Origin of the sequence: Microbispora corallina (genome assembly GCF_016863035.1) — a bacterium.
Lineage (GTDB): Bacteria > Actinomycetota > Actinomycetes > Streptosporangiales > Streptosporangiaceae > Microbispora > Microbispora corallina.
The window spans coordinates 363,569-381,780 of record NZ_BOOC01000002.1; the positions used below are offsets into that span (position 1 = coordinate 363,569).

Consider the following 18,212-nt stretch of genomic DNA (forward strand, 5'->3'; position numbering starts at 1 on the left):
AATGGGTCCGTGAACCAGCGTAAGGATCCGGGGGGCGCCGCCGCACCCGTGCGCGGCAGGCGCGCGGCGGCGGCGGGATCGGCGTCGGAGCGGCGCGACCATCTCGTGAAGCTCGCCGCCGAGCTCTTCGCGCGCAAGGGCTTCCAGGCGACGACCGTGCGGGAGATCGCGCTCGAGGCCGGAATCCTGTCCGGCAGCCTCTACCACCACTTCGACTCCAAGGAGACGATCGTCGACGAGGTGCTGCGCACCTTCCTCGAGGATCTGATCGCCCGCTACCGGGTCGCCCTCGACAACGGGTCCGACCCGCGGGCCGTCCTGTCGGAGATGGTGCGCATCGGGTTCGGCACGCTGGAGGCCCACCGGGCCGCGATCACCGTGATGCAGAACGACTGGAACTACCTGCGCTCGCTGCCCGGCGACCGGTTCGACTACCTGGTCCGGGCCGAGGACGAGGTCGAGCGCATGTGGGTCGAGCAGATCAAGCGCGGCCAGGCCGTCGGCCAGTTCCGCGCGGACGTCGACCCGAAGCTCACCTACCGCATGATCCGCGACACCATCTGGGTCACCGTGCGCTGGTTCCGGCCCGGCGGCCGCCTCGACACCGAGGGCCTCGCGGACCACTACGTCAAGGTCCTGTTCGACGGCCTGGCCAGCGGCGACGGGGCGAGCCCGCGTCCATGAGCCTCGTCAAGGAAGTACGGCTGGCGCTGACCGAGGCCGCCGACCCCTCCAAGGCCGCCGGCATGCGGGCGTACATGAAGTCGGAGATGCCGTTCCTCGGCGTGCCGGCGGTGCCGCGGCGGGCCGCGCTGCGGCGCGTCTTCGCCGAGCACCGGCTCGACAGCGCCCCCGAGTGGCGCAGGGCCGTGCTGGCGATCTGGCGGGAGGCCGAGTACCGCGAGGAGCGGTACGCCGCCATCGAGCTCACGGCGCACCGGTTCTACCGGCCCTGGCAGACGCTCTACACCGTGCCGATGTACGAGGAGATGGTCGTCACCGGCGCCTGGTGGGACCTGGTGGACGAGATCGCCGTGCACCGGGTCGGGACCCTGCTGCGGCTCTTCCCCGAGAGCATGCGCCCGCTCATGCTGGAGTGGGCGCGCGACGGCGACCTGTGGAAGCGGCGCACGGCGATCCTGTGCCAGAACTCCTTCAAGGAGCGCACCGACGTCGGCCTGCTGTACGCCTGCATCGAGCCGAGCCTGTCGGACACCGACTTCTTCGCCCGCAAGGCCATCGGCTGGGCCCTGCGGGAGTACGCCAAGACCAACCCGGGCGAGGTCGTCCGGTACGTCGACCACAAGAGGATCACCGGCCTCAGCCGCCGGGAGGCGCTGAAGAACGTCCCCGGCGACTAGGCCGTCTCCCGCAGGCTCAGGCCGGGCGGAACGAGTCCCGGGCCGCGGGGGCCGCGTGCTTGATCATCAGGTGCCGGGTCACCGAGTACTCCAGGACGGCCTCCTGGCTCATGTCCTTGCCGACGCCGCTGCCCTTCACGCCGCCGTGCGGGGCCTCCGAGGCGATGGGCAGGTGGTCGTTCACCCAGGTCACCCCCACGTCCAGCCGGTGGGACACGCGCAGCGCCCGCGACACGTCCGCCGTCCAGACCGACGAGGCCAGGCCGTACGGCGTGCCGTTGGCGAGACGGACCGCCTCGTCCTCGCCGTCGAACGGCAGGGCGACGAGCACGGGCCCGAAGACCTCGCCCTGGACGATCTCGCTGTCCTGGTCGGCGTCGGCCACGAGCGTGGGCGGGTAGTAGAAGCCCGGCCCGTCGAGCGGCCGCCCGCCGCAGACGACGCGTCCGGAGGCCCGGGAGACGAACCCGTGGACGCGGTCGCGGTGCTCCGGCGAGATGAGCGGGCCGATGTCGGAATCGGCCGCCCAGGGGTCGCCGGGCCGGACGCGCGACAGGGCCTCCCGAAGCGCCTCCACCGCCTCGGCGTAGCGGGACCTCTCCACGTACACGCGGGTGGCGGCGGTGCAGTCCTGCCCGGTGTTGTAGGTGGCGCCCATCACGACCCCGGCGGCCATGTCCTCCAGCGGGGCGTCGGCGAAGACGAGCGCCGGGGCCTTGCCGCCCAGTTCGAGGTGGACCCGCTTGAGCCCGGCCACCGCTCCCCGCATGACGGCGCGGCCGGTCTCGGTCGAGCCGGTCACGCTGACCATGTCGACGCCCGGGTCGGTGACCAGGGCCTCGCCGACGCCCGCCCCGCCGGTCACGACCTGGAGCAGGCCCTCCGGCGCGCCGGCCCTGGCCATGAGCTCCGCGAGGCGCAGCGTGGTGCGGGGTGTCCGCGGCGCCGGCTTGATCACGACGGCGTTGCCCGCCGCGACCGCCGGGCCGATCTTCCAGACCGCCATGATGAACGGGAAGTTCCAGGGCGCGATCGAGCCGATCACGCCGATCGGCCGGCGCAGCAGCATCGAGGTGTACCCGGCGCTCAGGACGCCCGCGCCGGTCCCGTCGAGCGAGCGTGCGGCCCCGGCGAAGAAGCGGAGGTTGTCGACTCCGAACGGCAGCTCGCCGTCGCGGAACACGGAGGCCGGCTTGCCGGTCTCCTCGACCTCGAGCCGGGTGAGCTCCTCGGCGTCCGCCTCGACGAGGTCGGCCAGGCGCAGCAGCACCCGGGCCCGCTCCCCCGGCGTCGTCTCGCGCCACTGCTCGAACGCCGCGCGGGCCGCCCGCACGGCGGAGGCCACCGCCTCCGGGGGCGTGTCCGGCACCTCTGCGAGCGTCCGCCCGTCGGCGGGGTTGACCAGGACCGTCATGCGAGCTTCTCGATGACGTCGGCGGCCCGGCGCAGGCCGTCTCGGCGGCGGATCTCCTCGCCGGCCGCCGCGAGCCGGGCGCGCAGCGCGTCGTCCCCCAGCAGCCGGTCGATCGCCCCGACGAGCTCCTCGTCGGCGAAGCCGTACGTGTCGAGGCGCACGCCCGCCCCGGTTTCGTGCACGCGCTGGGCGTTGTCGTACTGGTCCCAGAAGAGCGGGAGCACGATCATCGGCTTGCCGAAGTGGAGCGCCTCGGTGGTGGTGTTGTTGCCGCCGTGCGTGATCACCAGGTCGACAAGCGGGATGATCTTCGTCTGGGGCACGAACTCGGCGCCCCACATGTTGGGGGCCAGCTCGATCTCCTCGTGCAGCGGCCCCTTCGAGACGATGTAGCGGTGCGGGGTGCGGGCCAGCACGGAGACGATCCGGCGCATCAGCTCCACGTCGGCCGATCCGAGGGACCCGAGCGAGAAGTAGACGAGCGCGCCCTCGCTCGGGATCTCGGGCAGCGTGAACTCCTCGTCGGTCTCCCGTACGGAGGAGTCGAGCCGGGTCCAGGACGGGCCGAGCGGCCGCTCCGCCGTGTAGTCGAGGATCTCCGGATAGACGTAGAGGTTGGCGTCGCCCTCGTGGACGAACTCCAGGTCGGGCAGCGCCGGGGCGCCCTGCTCCACCACCCACTCGTTGAACGCCGACCACAGCTCGCGGTGCGTCCGGTCGTACTCGGCCCGGAAGGCGTCCCAGCCCGTGCCGTCGGCGGGCAGACCCGAGAAGGGGGGCGCGACGCCCGGGCCCTTCACCTCCAGCGGGTTGCACGAGACGATCCGTACGAACGGCACGCCCGCCGTCACGAGGGCGGGGAAGGCGACGACGTTGTCCTCCACGACCACGTCTGGGCCGACCCGCTCGACGATGGCCTTGAGCTGCGGCTCGCAGTACTTGGCGCCGTCGACCAGCGCCTCCCAGATGGGCCTGATGACCGTGTCGAGCTGCTCCCGCGTGCTCTTGCGGTACTCCGGCGCGGTGTCGCGGATGAAGTCCTTCCAGAACTGGCCGGGGTCCTGCTCCTCCTCGGCCGGCGGAGCGAGGTCGACCAGGTCCTCCTCGAAGCCCAGGGCCTCCAGCTTGCCCTTCCACGACGCCTCGGCGGCGAACACGACCCGGTGGCCCCGGCGGCGCAGCACGTCCCCGATCCCGATGCAGTTGTTGGTGGGCCCGTAGGCGCTCTCCGGCATGAACAGGATCGTCAGCTGCTTGTCCGACATATGGGGACCCCTCCCGCCTCTCCAGTTGAAGCGAGATTCAATTACCTGGCCCTTGCGCCCGTCAAGAGCTGGGAGAGTATGGTGTCGCGGACGATGAAGCGGGGTGCAATGACTCAGCGCAAGAGCAGGGCCGCCCGGCGGGTCGACCTCATCGACGCGGCCCGGCGGGCGATCATCCAGCACGGCGTCGAGGGCGTCCACCTGAACCAGATCGCCGAGGAGGCCGGCCTCACCTCGGGCGCGGTTCTCTACCACTACCCCGACCTGCGCGACCTGCTGATCGAGGCCCACCACGCGGGCATGGAGCGCTTCCATGAGCGGCGGGTGCGGGCGGCGAGCGGCATCGCCGACCCCGCCGTCCGGCTCGTCACCACGATCAGGTCGGGGCTGCCGGACGGGCCCGACGACACGGGCGTCCGGCTGCTGTGCGAGCTGGGCGGCGCGGCCGGGCGCAACCGCGTCTACGCGACGCTGCTCACCACGCTGTTCGACCGCCAGGTGTCCATGTACCAGGCGATCCTGGAGACCGGCGCCGCCCAGGGCGTCTTCCGGCTGGCGCACGACTCCGAGACGATCGGACGCAACCTCGTCGCGCTGGAGGACGCCTACGGCTACCGGGTCATCGCCCGCCACCACTCCATCGACCCCGACACGGCGGTCGAGCTGATCCTCGGGTACGCCCGCCTGGCCACCGGCCATCCGCTCCAGGCGCCGGCTCGATGACGTCCGCAGATCGGGGCTGGCCGTCGGTGGCGGTCGCGGCGGACGGCTCGCTGACCCTCGACCCGGCGGAGGGGGTGACCTCGGCCGTCGTGCGGGCGCTCGCGGAGGGCGCGGCTCCCCCGCCCCCCTTCTCGGCGCGGGCGTTCGCGCCGCTGCCCCCTGTGCCGCCCGGCGAGCGGGCCGTCGCGGTCGACCAGACCAACCGCTCGGTGATCGCGGGTGAGACCGTGGTCGTCAAGTGGTTCCCCCGGCCGTCGCGCGCGCCGCACCCCGCGCCCGGCCTGCTGTCCCACCTGGCCGGTTTCACCCGTACGGCCCGGCCGTACGCGGCGCTGTACTGGGAGGACGCCCTCGTCGCGCTGGTCACGGCCTACCTGCCGGGAGCCCGGGACGGCTGGGAGTGGTGCGTGGACGAGGCGGTGGCCGGCCGCACCGGCTTCGCCGCCGAGATCGGCCGCCTGGCCGCCGAGCTGCACCTCGCGATGGCCACGCCGTCCGAGGTCTTCCCCGACCCGGTGCGGCACTCGTCCCCCGCGGCCTGGGCGGGCCGGGCGGAGGAGGCGCTGCGGGAGGCGCTGACGCTGACGGACGGCGAGGACGGCGCGTGGCTGGCCGGACGGGCCGGCGCGCTGCGGCGCGAGCTGGCCCCGCTGATCGGCGCCGGCCCGTCGCCGCTCATCCGCATCCACGGCGACCTGCACGTGGGCCAGATCCTGCGGTGGAGCGGCGGCTACGCGGTGGTCGACTTCGACGGCAACCCGACCGTGACCGGCGCGGACGCCTACCAGCCCGCGGCCCGCGACCTGGCCCAGCTGTCCACCAGCGTCGACCACGCCGGCCGGGTCGCCGTACGGCGGCGGTCGGCCGACCCGGACGCGACGGCGGCGTGGGCCGCGTCCGCCCGCTCCTCGCTCGAGGCGGCGTACGCGGACGCCCTGGCCGGCGGCGGCCGGGCCGAGCTGCTCGACCTGTCGCTGCTGCGGCCGTTCGAGGTCGAGCAGGAGTGCCGCGAGCTGATCTACGCCGCCCGCCACCTGCCGCGCTGGCGGTACGTCCCGATGGGCGTGCTGCGGTCCTGGTACCCCTGACCACGAAGGGACGACATGTGAACCCCGAGCTCTTCCTCGCCGACCTGGAGGACAAGCCCCGGGCGCTGGAGGCGCTGGCCGCCTTCCTGGACGAGGGCGACCCCTTCGCGGGGCTGCCCCCCCGGGCCGGCCGCCTGGTGCTGCTCGGCATGGGCAGCTCCCGCTACGCCGCAGGGGTCGCGGCCCAGCGGCTGCGGGCGGCCGGGGTCGACGCGGTCGCCGAGTACGCCTCGGCCGCGTACGGCACCCCGTCCGGCCCGGGGACGGTCGCGGTGGCCGTCTCGGCCACGGGCGGCAGCCGGGAGACGCTCGACGCGCTGGCCAGGCACGCCGGCTCGTCGTTCGTCGTGGCCCTGACCAACGTGCCCGGGTCCCCCGTGACCGAGGGCGCCGATCTGGTGGTCCCGATGACGGCGGGCGAGGAGCGGGGCGGCGTGGCCTGCCGGACGTTCCAGCACACCCTGGTCCTGCTGCTCGCGCTCACGCGCCGTCCCGGGCTCCCGGACCTCGTACGGCGGGCGGCCGAGGCCTCCGCCGACCTCCTGGACCGGCGGGGCGAGTGGCTGGAGGAGGCCGCCGCGCTGCTCGACGGCCCGGACGGCGTCTACGCGATCGCCCCGGCGGAGCGGCTGTCGTCGGCCGAGCAGTCGGCGCTGATGGTCCGCGAGGGACCGCGCCGCCCGGCGGACGCCTGCGAGACCGGCGACTGGGCCCACGTCGACGTCTACCTCACCAAGACCCGCGACTACCGGGCGCTCCTGTTCCCCGGGTCGCGGTACGACGGCCAGGCCATGGAGTGGATCCGCGAGCGCGGGAGCACGGTGCTGACCGTGGGCGGGGACGTGCCGGGTCAGGCGGCCTCGGTCCGGTACCGCCACGACGACGACCCGGACGTGGCGCTGCTCACCGAGACCCTGGTCGCCGAGCTGGTCGCCGCCACCTGGTGGGAACGGAGTCAGCGCCAGCCGAGCCGGTTGGCGGCCCCGTCGGGGACGTAGCCGTCGGAGGTGGCCTCGCCGATCCACAGGATGTCGTCGAACTCCGCGAGCGGGCCCACCCGGTAGCCCATCGGCATGCGCGGCTGGACGGCGAACCTGATTTCGAGGTCGGGATCGAACCGTTCCAGGGCCTCGATCAGATCCCCCACGGTCTCGATGCCCTGTGTCTTACCGCGCCTGTGCCTGCCCATGGGTGCTCTCCGCGCGTGTCCGTCCACTCGGGCCGGTGCCGGTCCGGGGTAGACGGAGCGTAGCCCATTCACCCCAGGAGCGCCCGTAATCCCCCCTCGTCGCGACCCCGCCCTGTTTGGATAGCATGGCTATCCATTAGCATCGGTCCATGCGCATCTCCCAGCTCAGCGCCGAATCCGGGGTGCCCATCCCGACCATCAAGTACTACCTGCGGGAGGGCCTGCTGCCCGCGGGCGAGCAGACGGCCGCCACGCGGGCCGAGTACGGCCCGTCACACCTGCGCCGGCTGCGGCTCATCCGGGCGCTGCTGGAGGTCGGGCGGCTGCCGGTCGCGGCCATCCGCCGGGTGATCGAGGCCGTCGAGGACGAGGATCTCCCGGTGCACACGATGCTCGGCACGGCCCACTACGCACTCGGGGCGGCGCCCGAGCCGGACGCCGGCGACGACGACCTGCGGGAGGCCAGGCAGACGGTCGACGAGCTGATCGCCGGCCTCGGCTGGACGGTCACCCCGCTCGCGCCCACCCGCGACGAGCTGGCCCGGGCGCTGGTCACGCTGAAGCGGCTCGGCATGCCGGCCGGCCAGGCCGACCTCCTCCCGTACGCGGCCTCCGCCATGCGGCTCGCCCACGACCACGAGATGAGCAGGATCCCCTTCGACGGGCCGCGCGAGGTGGCGGTCGAGACGCTGGTGATCTGCACGGTCCTGTACGGCCGGGTCCTCGACGTGTTCCGCCGCCTCGCGCAGGAATCCGAGTCCGCCCGGATCCTCGGCGCGACCTAGTGTGAGGGGGTGCCCATGACGACGATCGACGGCCACTGCGACCCCCGCTTCTCGCAGGTGAGGGAGGTGTTCGAGCGCCACTTCGCGGCCGGTCAGGAGATCGGCGCCGCGTTCGCGGTGTTCCTGGACGGCGAGCCGGTCGTCGACCTGTGGGGCGGGCTGGCCGACCGGCGCACCGGCCGTCCGTGGGAGTGCGACACCCCGGTCCTCGCGTACTCCTGCACCAAGGCCGTCGCGGCCACCGCGCTGCTGCTGCTCGCCGAGCGCGGGCTGGTCGACGTGCGGGCGCCGGTGAGCGCGTACTGGCCGGAGTTCGCCGCCAACGGCAAGGCCGGGGTCACGGTCGAGCACGTGCTGAGCCACCGGGCCGGGCTGCCCGCCATCGAGGAGCAGGTGCCGGTCGAGGAGTTCGAGGACCTGCCGGCGATCGCCGCCCGTCTGGCCGGGCAGGCCCCGATCTGGGAGCCGGGGGCCGAGCACGGCTACCACGCCGTGTCGTACGGCTTCCTGGTGGGCGAGATCGTCCGCCGGGTCACCGGGGTGACTGCGGGCGAGGTGGTGGCCGCGGAGATCGCCGGGCCGCGCGGCCTCCAGATGTGGCTCGGGGCCCCTCCCGAGGTGGCGGAGCGGGCGGCCCGCCTGTCCGCAGGACGGCGGCCGGACCACGCGGCGGCCGGGGCGGGCGACGGCGCCCCGGCCGGGAGCGGGCCCGCCGGCGCCGCCACAGGCACCGCGGACACCGCCGCCGCGGAGACCGCGGGCGCCGCCGCCGCAGGGACCGCGGGCACCACCGTCACAGCAACCCCGGGCGCCGCCGTCACGGGGACGGCAGGCGCCGCCGTCATGGGTCGCGCGGGCGCCCAGGGGCCGCCCGGCGCGCCGTACGCCGGGGGCGACCTGATGCTGCGGGCGCTGGGCAACCCGCCGGTCGCCCTGCTGCCCGGCGGCGCGAACAACCCCGTCGTCCTGCGGGCGGGATGGCCCGCGATGGGCCTGGTCACGACCGCACGGGCGCTGGCCGGGTTCTACCGCGACCTGGTCGCCGGGCGGATCCTGCGGCCCGCGACGCTCGCGGACGCCCTGCGGCCGCGGTCGGACGGGATCGACCGCGTGCTGGGCGCGCGGAGCGCCTTCGGGCTCGGGTACATGCGGCCGGCGATGACGTTCCTGACCCCCGCCGCCGGCGTCGCGTCGGCGTTCGGGCACACCGGGCTCGGCGGGTCGGTGGGCCTCGGGGACCCGGAGCGCGGCCTCGCACTCGCGTACACCATGAACCGGCTGGCCACCGAGCTCGGCGACGGCCTGCGGGCGTACCGGCTGACCGAGGCCGTCTACGCGGCGCTGGGCTAGCGAGGCGCGGGCGCCTCGTCCTCGGCGCGCTCGCCGAGGGCGAGCAGCACGTCGCGCAGGAGGTCGGCCAGCGCGCGGACGGTCGCCGGGGGGACGCCGGCCAGCATCTCCCTGTGCGCCCGGGTCGTCTCCATGGCCAGCTCCTCGGCCCGCCGGACCCCGAGCGGGGTGAGCCGCACCCAGGAGCTCCGCCCGTCGGCCGGGTCGGGCTCGCGCTCGACGAGCCCGGCGCCGACCAGCCGCTGGAGGATGTTGCTGGTCCCTCCCGTGGTCAGCATCGAGCGTGCGGCGAGGCGGCTGGGCTTGAGCCGGTACGGCTCGCCCTCCCGCCGCAGCGTGGCGAGCACGTCGAACTCGGCGTAGGTCAGGCCGTACCGGCCGAGCACAACCTGGGTGACCTCCTCGACCCGGCCCTTGAGCCGCCCGGCCCGCTTGACGATCTCCAGCTCGACCGTGGCCGCCTCAGGCAGCTCGGCCCGCCACCCCTCGATCACCTCGTCGACGAGGTCGCGATCGGTCATGGCCTTGAGCCTAGCCCGCTTCCCTGATAGCTTTCGATAAAGCTTTTAGGAAAGCTTTCTCAATGAAGGAGTTCCATGCGCACCGTCATCGTGAACGGCACCGTGATCGACACCGAGCCCGAGCCGCGCGTGCTCCCCGGCGCCTGCGTCGTCGTGGAGGACGGCGTGATCGTCTCGGTCGGGCCCGAGCCCCCGCGCGGCGACCGTCCCAGCGGGGACGTGAACGGCGGGGACGTGAACGGCGGGGACGTGAACGGCGGGGACGTGAACGGCGGGGACGTGGAGGTGATCGACGCGACCGGCCGGATCGTGCTGCCCGGCCTCGTCGACACCCACCGCCACGTCTGGCAGAGCGTGCTGCGCGGGATCGCGGCCGACGCGACGCTCGGCGGCTACCTCGACCTCGTCCTCGGCCGGCTCGCCCCGGCGTTCCGCGCCGAGGACGTGTACGCCGCGGAGCTCTGGGGCGCGATCGAGGCCCTGAACGCCGGCGTCACGACCCTGTACGACTGGTCCCACATCCAGCTCACCCCGGCCCACACCGACGCCGCCGTGGCGGCGCTGCGCGAGTCCGGCGTCCGCGCCGTCCTGGCGTACGCCCATCCGGGTCCCGGCGACGGCGCGCGTGACGAGGCCGCAGTACGGCGGTTCAGGTCCGAGCACTTCCCGTCGGCGGAACCGGGCCTGGTCACCCCCGCCTTCGCGGCCTGGGGCCCGGTTTACGGCTCCGTCGAGGCGGCGCGGGCCGACTGGCTCCTCGCCCGCGAGCTCGGACTGCCGATCAGCCTGCACGCCACGGGCGAGGGCCCGGTCGAGCGGCTGCACGCGAACGGGCTGCTCGGTCCCGGCGTGCTGTTCGTGCACGGCAACGGGATGCCGGAGGAGGCCATGAAGCTGGTCGCGGCCAACGGCGGGACGGCCTCCGTGACCCCCGCGGTGGAGTGCCAGATGGGGCACGGACTCCCGGAGACCGGCAGGTTCCGGGAGTCGGGCGTGCCGACCGGGCTGGGGGTCGACACGGTGACCGCCGTGCCCGGCGACATGTTCGCGGTCATGCGCGCCGCGTTCGCGGCGGAGCGGTCGCGACCGGGACGGCCGGCCGACCGGCCGTTCACCGCCGCGGACGTGCTGCGGATGGCCACGATCGAGGGCGCGACGGCGATCGGGATGGCCGACAGGATCGGCTCGCTGACGCCGGGCAAGCAGGCGGACCTCCTGCTGCTGGACGCCGGGGCGCCGAACCTCGCCCCCGTGCACGACCCGGTGGCCGCCGTCGTCACCGCGGCCGACGTCTCCACCGTCGACACGGTGCTCGTGGCGGGCCGGGTGGTCAAGCGGGGCGGCCGCCTCGTGGGCCCGGACACGGCCCGGGCGCGGGACCTCGCGGAGCGGTCGGCCCGGCATGTGTCGGCCCAGGCCCTCGGCCGGAGTACAACCCCGAGGTGACATTATGCTCCGGTGACAACCGCCGTTCCGGATGAGACCTTGGTTCAGGGCTCTCCGAGGGGGCGGCGGCATGAACGCCTGGTCGGTTCCGGGATACCGGGAAGTGCGCGAGCTCGGCGCCGGTGGCGCCGGGCGGGTCGTGCTGGCGACCTACTCGACGACCGGGGCCTACGTCGCGATCAAGTACCTGCGCGATGAGCTGCGCGCCGACCCCCGCTTCCTGTCGGGGTTCCGCCGCGAGGCCCGGGTCATGGTCGAGCTCAACGATCCCAACATCGTGCGGCTCTACGAGTACGTCGAGTCGCGGGACGGCGCGGCCATCGTCATGGAGCTCGTCGACGGGGTGCCGCTGCGGCGCATCCTCGCCGAGCACGGGTCGACCAGCCCCGAGGCCGCGCTCGTCGTGCTGAAGGGCTCGCTCGCGGGCCTGTCGGTCGCGCACGCGTCGGGCATCGTGCACCGCGACTACAAGCCGGAGAACGTGCTGATCCAGGCCGACGGGACCAGCAAGCTCTCCGACTTCGGCATCGCCACCCCGAGCGGCGCCCCCGACACCCCGGCGGGGACGCCGCCGTACATGGCGCCGGAACAGTGGAGCGGCAACGCGGCCAGCCCGGCGACCGACGTGTACGCGGCGACCTGCGTGTTCTTCGAGTGCCTGACCGGCCATCGGCCCTTCCGCGCCGACCACGTGGCCGGGCTGCGGCACCAGCACCAGTCCGCGCCGATCCCGGTCCTCGAGGTGCCGGGATCGGTGCGAGGGCTCGTCGTGCGGGGGCTGGCCAAGAACCCGGCCGACCGGCCGGCGACGGCCCGGGCGTTCGTGGCCGATCTGGAGGCCGCGGCCACGGCGGCCTACGGGCCCGACTGGGAGCAGCGCGGCCGCCGTCACCTGGCCGAGCTCGCCACCCTGCTGGCGCTGACGTTCCCCCTGGCCACGCCGGCCGAGCCGGTCGAGGTGTCCACGTCGCTCGCCCGGACCGTGCTGTCGAACCGGCTGGCGCACTTCGCGCCCCGGTTCGCCATCGGCGCCGCGGTGCTGTCGGCCGTGGTGATCGCGGCGCTCGTCGCGGCCCACCGGCAGACCCCGGTCGCGCAGGACACCCTGCTCACCCCGCCTCCGCACAGCCGTACGGCGGAGCCGCCCGCCGATCCTCCCGCCACGGCTGCTCCGGCCGAGACGCCGGGCGACACCCCCGGGGCCACGGACGGCCCGACGACGGTCCCGACCGTGGACGCCACCTCGGGCACCGGCCCGACCACCGCGGTGGCCGCGACCACGGCGGCGCCGCCACCCTCTTCCCCGGGCTCCCCGAGCCCACCGGCCACGCCGGCCACGCCGGCGACGCCGACCGCGCCGCTCGCCGTGACGGGCCTCGGCGTGACCGGCTTCGACGGGCAGGCGGCCACGGTCCGGGTCCGGGCCAACGGCCCCGGCCGGATCGTGCTGACCGCGCGGTTCGCCGAGGGCCCCTCACCGGACGGCCTGGTGGGAGGCGACCCGCAGGCGATCCCGCTGGAGGGCGCGCGGTCGTACGAGCCGGGGGTGCAGCAGGCCTTCCCCGCCCCGCCGTGCGGCACGGCCGTCTACCGGCAGGTGGAGGTCTCGACGGCGCCTGCGGCGTCCGGCGGGGCCCGCCGCAAGGTCGTGAAGGTCACCGGCGCGCCCTGCCCGGCCCCCTCGGTCCGCGGCGCCACGATCACCGGATGGGACGGCAGGCAGGCGGACGTCGCGGTCACCACCGACGGCGTCGGCCCGGTCGGGGTGACGGCGCGCTTCACCCGCGACGGCGAGCCCGCCGGGGCCGTCATCCGCACGCTGTCGGGCCGCACGTCCTACGCCTTCTCCCTCAAGGGCGGCCTCGGCCGGCTGGAGTGCGAGACGACCTCGGTGCTCGGCGTCCGGGTGACGACGCGACCGCCCGCGGCCAACGGCCCCCAGACGCGTGAGGTCCGGGTCGAGGGCCCGAAGTGCCCGCCGCCATCCGTCGCCATCGGCTCCTGGAACGGCTCCTCGGCGACGGTGAACGTACGGGCCGGCCGGCAGACCACGGTGACGCTGAAGGTGGGATTCACCCAGCGGCTCACCTACCAGGGCCGCACGCTGACCTTCGACGACTCCGCGGGCGACACGCTGTCGGGCGACACGTCCTACTCCCACGCCTACACGGCGCAGTTCAGGCAGCCGAAGTGCGGGTTCGTCGACGTCAGGACCGTCACGGCCACGGTCTCCCCGGGCGGGGCGAGCGCCTCCCGCACGCTGACGGTCACCGGCCCGCCCTGCTCCGACCCGGGGGACGGCCCCGGGGAGAGCCCCTCGCCCAGCCCGCCTGACACGCCCAAGAGTCCCGATCCGCAGGACAGCCCGCCCCCTCCGGCGATCACCTGACCTATCCCCGGCGAGCGGGCGGGATGAAATGTTCACCGCCGTCCTGACGGCCGGCCTCACCCGCGCCTCCGAAGCGCCTGTTCACCGTGGATTCCCCGCGACCAGGTGAGAACGGCGACGACCACACCTCGTTGACTCGGCTCTCCTTACCGGGATTGACTCGCGGCAGCGGGAGACCACCATGTCCACAGGACTCCGGCGTCCTGAGGTGTTAGCGCTAACGCGACAGGCCGCGCCACCGCCGGGTCCGCATCCGGTGTCTCCACCAGGGCGTTTTCGCCGTCCTGAAAACCCTCGCGTCTCGGAGAATGGGAGAAGCCTGTGCCATTGGACAGCTCTCGCCGGTGGTTGAGCCTGTCGGCCGCCGCACTGCTGACAGCCGGCGTCGGCGTGGCCGGAGTCCACGCCGCGTCCGCGGCCACGGCCGGATGCCAGGTCGGCTACACGGTGTCCAGCGAGTGGCCCGGAGGCTTCGGCGCGAGCGTCAGCGTCCGCAACCTCGGAGACCCGGTCAACGGGTGGAGGCTGACCTGGTCGTTCCCCGCCGGGCAGACCATCACCCAGCTGTGGAACGGCACCTACACCCAGTCCGGCTCCCAGGTCACGGTCACCAACGCCTCCTACAACGCGAGCATCCCCACCGGCGGCAGCGCCGGTTTCGGATTCAACGGAAGCTGGAACGGCTCCAACCCCGCACCGTCGAGCTTCGCCCTCAACGGCGTCACCTGCACCGGCGGGGTCACCTCCCCCACCCCCACCCCCACCCCCACACCGAGCCCCACGCCGACCCCCACGCCCACGCCCACCCCGTCCCCGACACCGACGCCCTCCCCGAGCCCTTCGCCGAGCCGGCCGGTCATCGAGAACAACTTCCCGGTCACCCGGGAGGGGGCGTACGGCACCAACCGGTACACCGTGTTCCGGCCGTCGAACCCGTCCGCGCTCGGGCGCCCCATGCCCGTGCTGGTCTTCGGCAACGGGGCCTGCGCCCACACCAACGGGAGCGAGGTGATCTCGGCGCTGACGTTCATCGCGGCCCGCGGGTTCGTCGTGGTGGACACCGCGTCGGTCGACGGCTCGGCGAACGGGGTGCAGAGCGGGTCTCCGATACCGTCGCTGCTGACCGACGGGATCAGCTGGGCCGAACGGGAGAACGCCCGCACCGGCTCGCCGCTCTACCAGCGCCTCGACCTGTCCAGAGTCGCGGCCGCCGGCCACTCCTGCGGCGGGCTGGAGGCGCTGGTCACCGGCCAGGACCGCCGGGTCGGCAGCGTCGTCTCGCTGGACAGCGGGTTCTTCGCCGACGGCTCGTTCGGCTACTCGCGCTCGGAGCTGTCCAAGCTGCACACCCCGGTGATGTTCCTCGACGGCGGATCCTCCGACATCGCCTACGACAACACCCGCGCCAACTACGACCTGACCCAGGTGCCGGCCGTGCTGGCCGAGCAGCCGCAGGCGGGTCACGTCGGGTTCATCACCGGCGCCCAGATGAACGACGGGATGACCGCGGTGGTCCAGTTCCTGGACATGACGCTCAACGGCAACGCCACGGCGCGCTCGTACATCCTCGGGCCCTCCGGCCTGGCGGCCAAGGCTCCCTGGACGGTCCGCAGCAAGAACTTCTGACCCGCATGCCACGGGCCGCCGGGCGGGCCGCCGCGACGAAGCGGTGGCCCGCCCGGACGAGCGGCCGTGTCACGGGCGGGCGTGCCGGGCGGCGCCCACGAGCTCGGGCTCCGGCGTCCCGGCGGGCGCGTCCTCCTCGCGGCCCTCGATGGCCAGGTCGGGCAGGACGCGGTCGAGCCGGCGGGGGATCCACCAGTTCAGCCTGCCGAGCAGCACCATCGTGGCCGGGACGAGGAAGCCCCTGATCACCGTGGCGTCGACCGCGATGGCCACGGCCAGGCCGACGCCGAAGACCTTGACCAGCGGGTCGGGGTAGGCGATGAACGCGGTGAACACCGCCACCATGATCAACGCGGCCGAGGTGATGACGCGGCCCGTCGCGCCGAGGCCCTCGGCGACCGCGCGCCGGTTGTCCCCGGTCCGGGCGTACGCCTGCCGCACGGAGGTGAGCAGGAAGACCTCGTAGTCCATCGACAGCCCGAACAGCACGGCGAACAGCATCAGCGGCACGTACGTGTCGATCGGCACCGAGAAGAACAGCGTGGACAGGTAGGACCCCTCGACCGACGGCGGCGGGTCCATGCCGACCAGGCGGCTGCCGAGGCCGTCGGAGAACACCACGGCGAGCGCGCCGAACGCGGCGCCCAGCGAGACCAGGTTCATCACGGCGGCCTTGATCGCGACCAGCGGCGCGCGGAAGGCCAGCAGCAGGAGCATCGCGCTCAGCAGCACGACGATGGCGACGACCAGCGGCGTCCTGCCCATGATGCGGGCGCCGGCGTCGGACAGGCCGGCCACCTCCCCGCCCACGTGCACGCGGACGCCGGGCACCTGGAGGGCCCGGACCCGCTCGACGACGTCCAGGGCCCGGTGGTCGCTCGGCGCGTAGTCGGTGACGACCTGGAACAGCACGGACCGGTGGTTCTCGTTCACCTTCGGCGGGGCGACGTACGCGACGCCCTCGGTGTGCTCCAGCCGCTGGCGGAGCACCTGGACGACCGGGTCCGCCGGGGTGCCGTCCGCGATCGCCCGGTCGGTCTCGGCGACGACCATGAGCGGCCCGTTGGCCCCCGGCCCGAAGCCCACGTCGATCAGCTCGTACGCCCGGCGGGCGGGGGTGCCCTGGTCGGAGTACCCGGCGTCCAGCGGCCCCAGTTTCAGCGCGGCCGCCGGGGCGGCGAGGGCCGCCAGCGCCACCACGGTGACGGCCAGCACACGCCACGGGCGGCCGGACACCCAGACGCCCAGCCTGGCCCACCCGCCGGCCTGGCCGCTCCGGCCCGCGACGCGGCCGGAGAACGGCAGGCGCAGCGCGTTCACGCGGTGCCCGAGCAGGCCCAGCAGAGCGGGCACCAGCGTGAGCGAGGAGAGCACCGCGCAGACGACGGAGATCCCGGTGAGCCAGCCGAGCGTGATCAGCATCGGGAAGCCGGTGAACATGAGCGCGCTGAGCGCGATGACGACGGTGCCGCCCGCGAACAGCACGGCGCCGCCCGAGCTCGCGGCCGTCCGCCGCACGGCGTCCCGGACAGGCACCCCGTCCGCGAGGAGCCTGCGGTGCCGGGACAGCAGGAACAGGGCGTAATCGATCCCCACGCCGAGGCCGATCATCGTCGCCATGATGGACGCGGACTTCGGCACGTCGATCACATGCCCGAGCAGCGCGATCACGCCGAGGCCGACGCCGAGGCTGAGGAGGGCCGTGAAGATCGGCACGAGCGCGGCCACCAGCGTCCCGAAGGCGAACAGCAGCACCAGCAGCGCCACCAGGACGCCGGCGATCTCGCTGGTACCGGTCTTGATCTCCTTGTCCGCGGGGGTGGCGGAGGTGGCGGCCACCACCTCGACGCCGGCGTCGGCCGCCGGTTTGGCGGCGTCGGTGAGCTGCTGCGACAGCTCGCCGAGCCTGGTCGAGTCCTGCCCTCTGAGCCGTACGACGATCGTGCCGATGCGCAGGTTGGAGGAGATGCCGCCCACCCGGTACGGCGTCTGGACCTCGGACACGTGGGGCACCCGGCGGATCCCGTCCATGGCCCGCTCGACCGCCCGCCTCGTCGGCGCGTCGATCAGCGTGCGGTCCTTGGAGTAGAGGACGACTTGGGCGGTGCCGCCCACGTCGAGCCCCGGGCCGAAGCCCTCCCGCATGAGGTCGTGCGCGCGCTGGGCGTCGCTGCCGGGGATGGCCACGTTGTTGGTGACCGGCCTGCCCCACACCAGCGTGCCCGCGGTCAGCAGGCCCGCCGCGAGCACCCACAGCGCCAGCACGATCCTGCCGTGGCGCGCGCACCAGCCGCCCAGCCGTCCCAAAAGCTCGCTCATCGTTGACCGCCTGTTTGGGGAGCGTGTCCGAATAGCCGTCCTGTACGGCCGTACAATACGAGCGTAGGCGGATGAGATCTGAAATGCTGTAGCCCGCGGGGAAATGAGATGATGACCACACTGGACCAGGGGAACGAGACCCGTTCCCGCATCCTCGCGGCCGCCCGGGACCTGTTCGCCCAGCGCGGCTACGCCGCCGTCTCCCTGGCCGACATCGCGGCGGCCGTCGGGCTGACGAAGACCGCGGTGGCCTACCACTTCCATCCGAAGGACCGGCTGGCGGCGGAGATCATCGCACCGGCGGCCGACGACCTGATCGCGCTGCTGGGCCGGGAGTTCCCCGACGGCCCGGCCTTCCTCAGGGCGTTCACGTCCTTCGCGGTGAGGCACCGCGCCGTCATCCGGTTGCTCACCGAGGACATCGGCGGCGCCGACAACGCCCCGCCCGGCAGCCCCGGCGAGGCACTCCGGGAATTCGGCAGAGAACTATTCACGAAACTCGCCGGGCCGGATCCCACCCCCGAGGCCCGGGTCCGCGCCTGGGCGGCGCTCGGATCCGTCCAGTCGGCGGTGGTCAAAACCATGGATCTGCCCGCTGAGACGGTCGAACACGCGCTCGCAGAGGCGGCTGTGGCGATTCTGCACAATTGATATCCGAATTCCCTTGCGATCTGCGGGATCCGGAGTCACATTTCCTGTGAACGTTCAAGCTTTCCGCCGCGTCTTCTTGACACCA

General features: G+C 73.7%; 16 protein-coding genes. 11 read left to right on the forward strand and 5 right to left on the reverse strand.

Annotation, left to right across the window (positions count from 1 at the left end):
* Positions 1–9 precede the first annotated feature (9 nt).
* Complete coding sequence (locus tag Mco01_RS03875) at positions 10–684, forward strand: TetR/AcrR family transcriptional regulator (RefSeq protein WP_204055481.1); 675 nt, start codon at positions 10–12, stop codon at positions 682–684.
* On the forward strand, positions 681–1,361 hold the full coding sequence (locus Mco01_RS03880; RefSeq protein WP_204055482.1) for a DNA alkylation repair protein: 681 nt from the start codon (positions 681–683) through the stop codon (positions 1,359–1,361). Before Mco01_RS03875 ends, Mco01_RS03880 begins: the two co-directional genes overlap by 4 nt.
* Before the next feature lie 16 nt (positions 1,362–1,377).
* Here the strand turns inward: Mco01_RS03880 and Mco01_RS03885 are convergent, their stop codons facing one another.
* Together Mco01_RS03885 and Mco01_RS03890 are read right to left on the reverse strand one after the other, a co-directional pair.
* Positions 1,378–2,775, reverse strand: coding sequence for an aminobutyraldehyde dehydrogenase (locus Mco01_RS03885; RefSeq protein ID WP_204055483.1), 1,398 nt, complete (start codon positions 2,773–2,775; stop codon positions 1,378–1,380).
* Complete coding sequence (locus Mco01_RS03890; protein WP_204055484.1) at positions 2,772–4,040, reverse strand: glycosyltransferase; 1,269 nt, start codon at positions 4,038–4,040, stop codon at positions 2,772–2,774. Before Mco01_RS03890 ends, Mco01_RS03885 begins: the two co-directional genes overlap by 4 nt.
* A gap of 108 nt (positions 4,041–4,148) precedes the next feature.
* On the opposite strand from Mco01_RS03890, the gene Mco01_RS03895 reads away from it, so the two are divergent.
* From Mco01_RS03895 to Mco01_RS03905, 3 genes are read left to right on the forward strand one after another with little or no spacing between them, the layout of a single operon-like run.
* Complete coding sequence (locus Mco01_RS03895) at positions 4,149–4,763, forward strand: TetR/AcrR family transcriptional regulator (protein ID WP_036322522.1); 615 nt, start codon at positions 4,149–4,151, stop codon at positions 4,761–4,763.
* The gene (locus tag Mco01_RS03900) at positions 4,760–5,851 is read left to right on the forward strand and encodes a hypothetical protein (RefSeq protein WP_204055485.1); all 1,092 of its coding nucleotides are present in this window, start codon (positions 4,760–4,762) and stop codon (positions 5,849–5,851) included. Before Mco01_RS03895 ends, Mco01_RS03900 begins: the two co-directional genes overlap by 4 nt.
* Positions 5,852–5,868: 17 nt before the next feature.
* Positions 5,869–6,849: an SIS domain-containing protein gene (locus Mco01_RS03905; protein WP_204055486.1), complete on the forward strand. Its 981-nt coding sequence runs from the start codon at positions 5,869–5,871 to the stop codon at positions 6,847–6,849.
* Here the strand turns inward: Mco01_RS03905 and Mco01_RS03910 are convergent.
* Positions 6,807–7,040, reverse strand: a complete 234-nt coding sequence (locus Mco01_RS03910; protein WP_036322524.1) for a hypothetical protein — start codon at positions 7,038–7,040, stop codon at positions 6,807–6,809. The two genes, Mco01_RS03905 and Mco01_RS03910, sit on opposite strands and share 43 nt — an antisense overlap.
* A gap of 149 nt (positions 7,041–7,189) precedes the next feature.
* Between Mco01_RS03910 and Mco01_RS03915 the strand changes: the two genes are divergently transcribed.
* Positions 7,190–7,825, forward strand: a complete 636-nt coding sequence (locus Mco01_RS03915; protein ID WP_204055487.1) for a MerR family transcriptional regulator — start codon at positions 7,190–7,192, stop codon at positions 7,823–7,825.
* Positions 7,826–7,840: 15 nt separating this feature from the next.
* Positions 7,841–9,175, forward strand: a complete 1,335-nt coding sequence (locus Mco01_RS03920) for a serine hydrolase domain-containing protein (protein ID WP_204055488.1) — start codon at positions 7,841–7,843, stop codon at positions 9,173–9,175.
* On the opposite strand, the gene Mco01_RS03925 is transcribed toward Mco01_RS03920, so the two are convergent.
* Entirely contained in the window at positions 9,172–9,696 is a 525-nt protein-coding gene (locus tag Mco01_RS03925) for a MarR family winged helix-turn-helix transcriptional regulator (protein ID WP_204055489.1), read from the reverse strand. The two genes, Mco01_RS03920 and Mco01_RS03925, sit on opposite strands and share 4 nt — an antisense overlap.
* Positions 9,697–9,771: 75 nt before the next feature.
* Here Mco01_RS03925 and Mco01_RS03930 point away from each other — a divergent pair, with 75 nt between their 5' ends.
* From Mco01_RS03930 to Mco01_RS03940, 3 genes are all read left to right on the forward strand, one after another.
* The gene (locus Mco01_RS03930) at positions 9,772–11,142 is read left to right on the forward strand and encodes an amidohydrolase family protein (protein WP_204055490.1); all 1,371 of its coding nucleotides are present in this window, start codon (positions 9,772–9,774) and stop codon (positions 11,140–11,142) included.
* A 70-nt stretch (positions 11,143–11,212) separates the two neighbouring features.
* A complete protein-coding gene (locus Mco01_RS03935; RefSeq protein ID WP_204055491.1) occupies positions 11,213–13,531 on the forward strand; it encodes a serine/threonine-protein kinase in 2,319 nt (772 codons plus the stop codon).
* A 327-nt stretch (positions 13,532–13,858) separates the two neighbouring features.
* Complete coding sequence (locus Mco01_RS03940; RefSeq protein WP_239103314.1) at positions 13,859–15,157, forward strand: cellulose-binding domain-containing protein; 1,299 nt, start codon at positions 13,859–13,861, stop codon at positions 15,155–15,157.
* Positions 15,158–15,226: 69 nt separating this feature from the next.
* Here the strand turns inward: Mco01_RS03940 and Mco01_RS03945 are convergent, their stop codons facing one another.
* Complete coding sequence (locus tag Mco01_RS03945; RefSeq protein ID WP_204055492.1) at positions 15,227–17,476, reverse strand: MMPL family transporter; 2,250 nt, start codon at positions 17,474–17,476, stop codon at positions 15,227–15,229.
* A gap of 108 nt (positions 17,477–17,584) precedes the next feature.
* Here Mco01_RS03945 and Mco01_RS03950 point away from each other — a divergent pair, with 108 nt between their 5' ends.
* Positions 17,585–18,127, forward strand: coding sequence for a TetR/AcrR family transcriptional regulator (locus tag Mco01_RS03950; RefSeq protein ID WP_239103315.1), 543 nt, complete (start codon positions 17,585–17,587; stop codon positions 18,125–18,127).
* Positions 18,128–18,212 lie beyond the last annotated feature (85 nt).

What these genes read in the sequence shown, in the direction of transcription:
- Mco01_RS03880 (WP_204055482.1), top strand. Translation starts at nt 681, where the DNA reads ATGAGCCTCGTCAAGGAAGTACGGCTGGCGCTGACCGAGGCCGCCGAC.
- Mco01_RS03885 (WP_204055483.1), bottom strand. Translation starts at nt 2,775, where the DNA reads ATGACGGTCCTGGTCAACCCCGCCGACGGGCGGACGCTCGCAGAGGTG.
- Mco01_RS03890 (WP_204055484.1), bottom strand. Translation starts at nt 4,040, where the DNA reads ATGTCGGACAAGCAGCTGACGATCCTGTTCATGCCGGAGAGCGCCTAC.
- Mco01_RS03895 (WP_036322522.1), top strand. Translation starts at nt 4,149, where the DNA reads ATGACTCAGCGCAAGAGCAGGGCCGCCCGGCGGGTCGACCTCATCGAC.
- Mco01_RS03900 (WP_204055485.1), top strand. Translation starts at nt 4,760, where the DNA reads ATGACGTCCGCAGATCGGGGCTGGCCGTCGGTGGCGGTCGCGGCGGAC.
- Mco01_RS03910 (WP_036322524.1), bottom strand. Translation starts at nt 7,040, where the DNA reads ATGGGCAGGCACAGGCGCGGTAAGACACAGGGCATCGAGACCGTGGGG.
- Mco01_RS03915 (WP_204055487.1), top strand. Translation starts at nt 7,190, where the DNA reads ATGCGCATCTCCCAGCTCAGCGCCGAATCCGGGGTGCCCATCCCGACC.
- Mco01_RS03920 (WP_204055488.1), top strand. Translation starts at nt 7,841, where the DNA reads ATGACGACGATCGACGGCCACTGCGACCCCCGCTTCTCGCAGGTGAGG.
- Mco01_RS03925 (WP_204055489.1), bottom strand. Translation starts at nt 9,696, where the DNA reads ATGACCGATCGCGACCTCGTCGACGAGGTGATCGAGGGGTGGCGGGCC.
- Mco01_RS03930 (WP_204055490.1), top strand. Translation starts at nt 9,772, where the DNA reads ATGCGCACCGTCATCGTGAACGGCACCGTGATCGACACCGAGCCCGAG.
- Mco01_RS03935 (WP_204055491.1), top strand. Translation starts at nt 11,213, where the DNA reads ATGAACGCCTGGTCGGTTCCGGGATACCGGGAAGTGCGCGAGCTCGGC.
- Mco01_RS03945 (WP_204055492.1), bottom strand. Translation starts at nt 17,476, where the DNA reads ATGAGCGAGCTTTTGGGACGGCTGGGCGGCTGGTGCGCGCGCCACGGC.
- Mco01_RS03950 (WP_239103315.1), top strand. Translation starts at nt 17,585, where the DNA reads ATGATGACCACACTGGACCAGGGGAACGAGACCCGTTCCCGCATCCTC.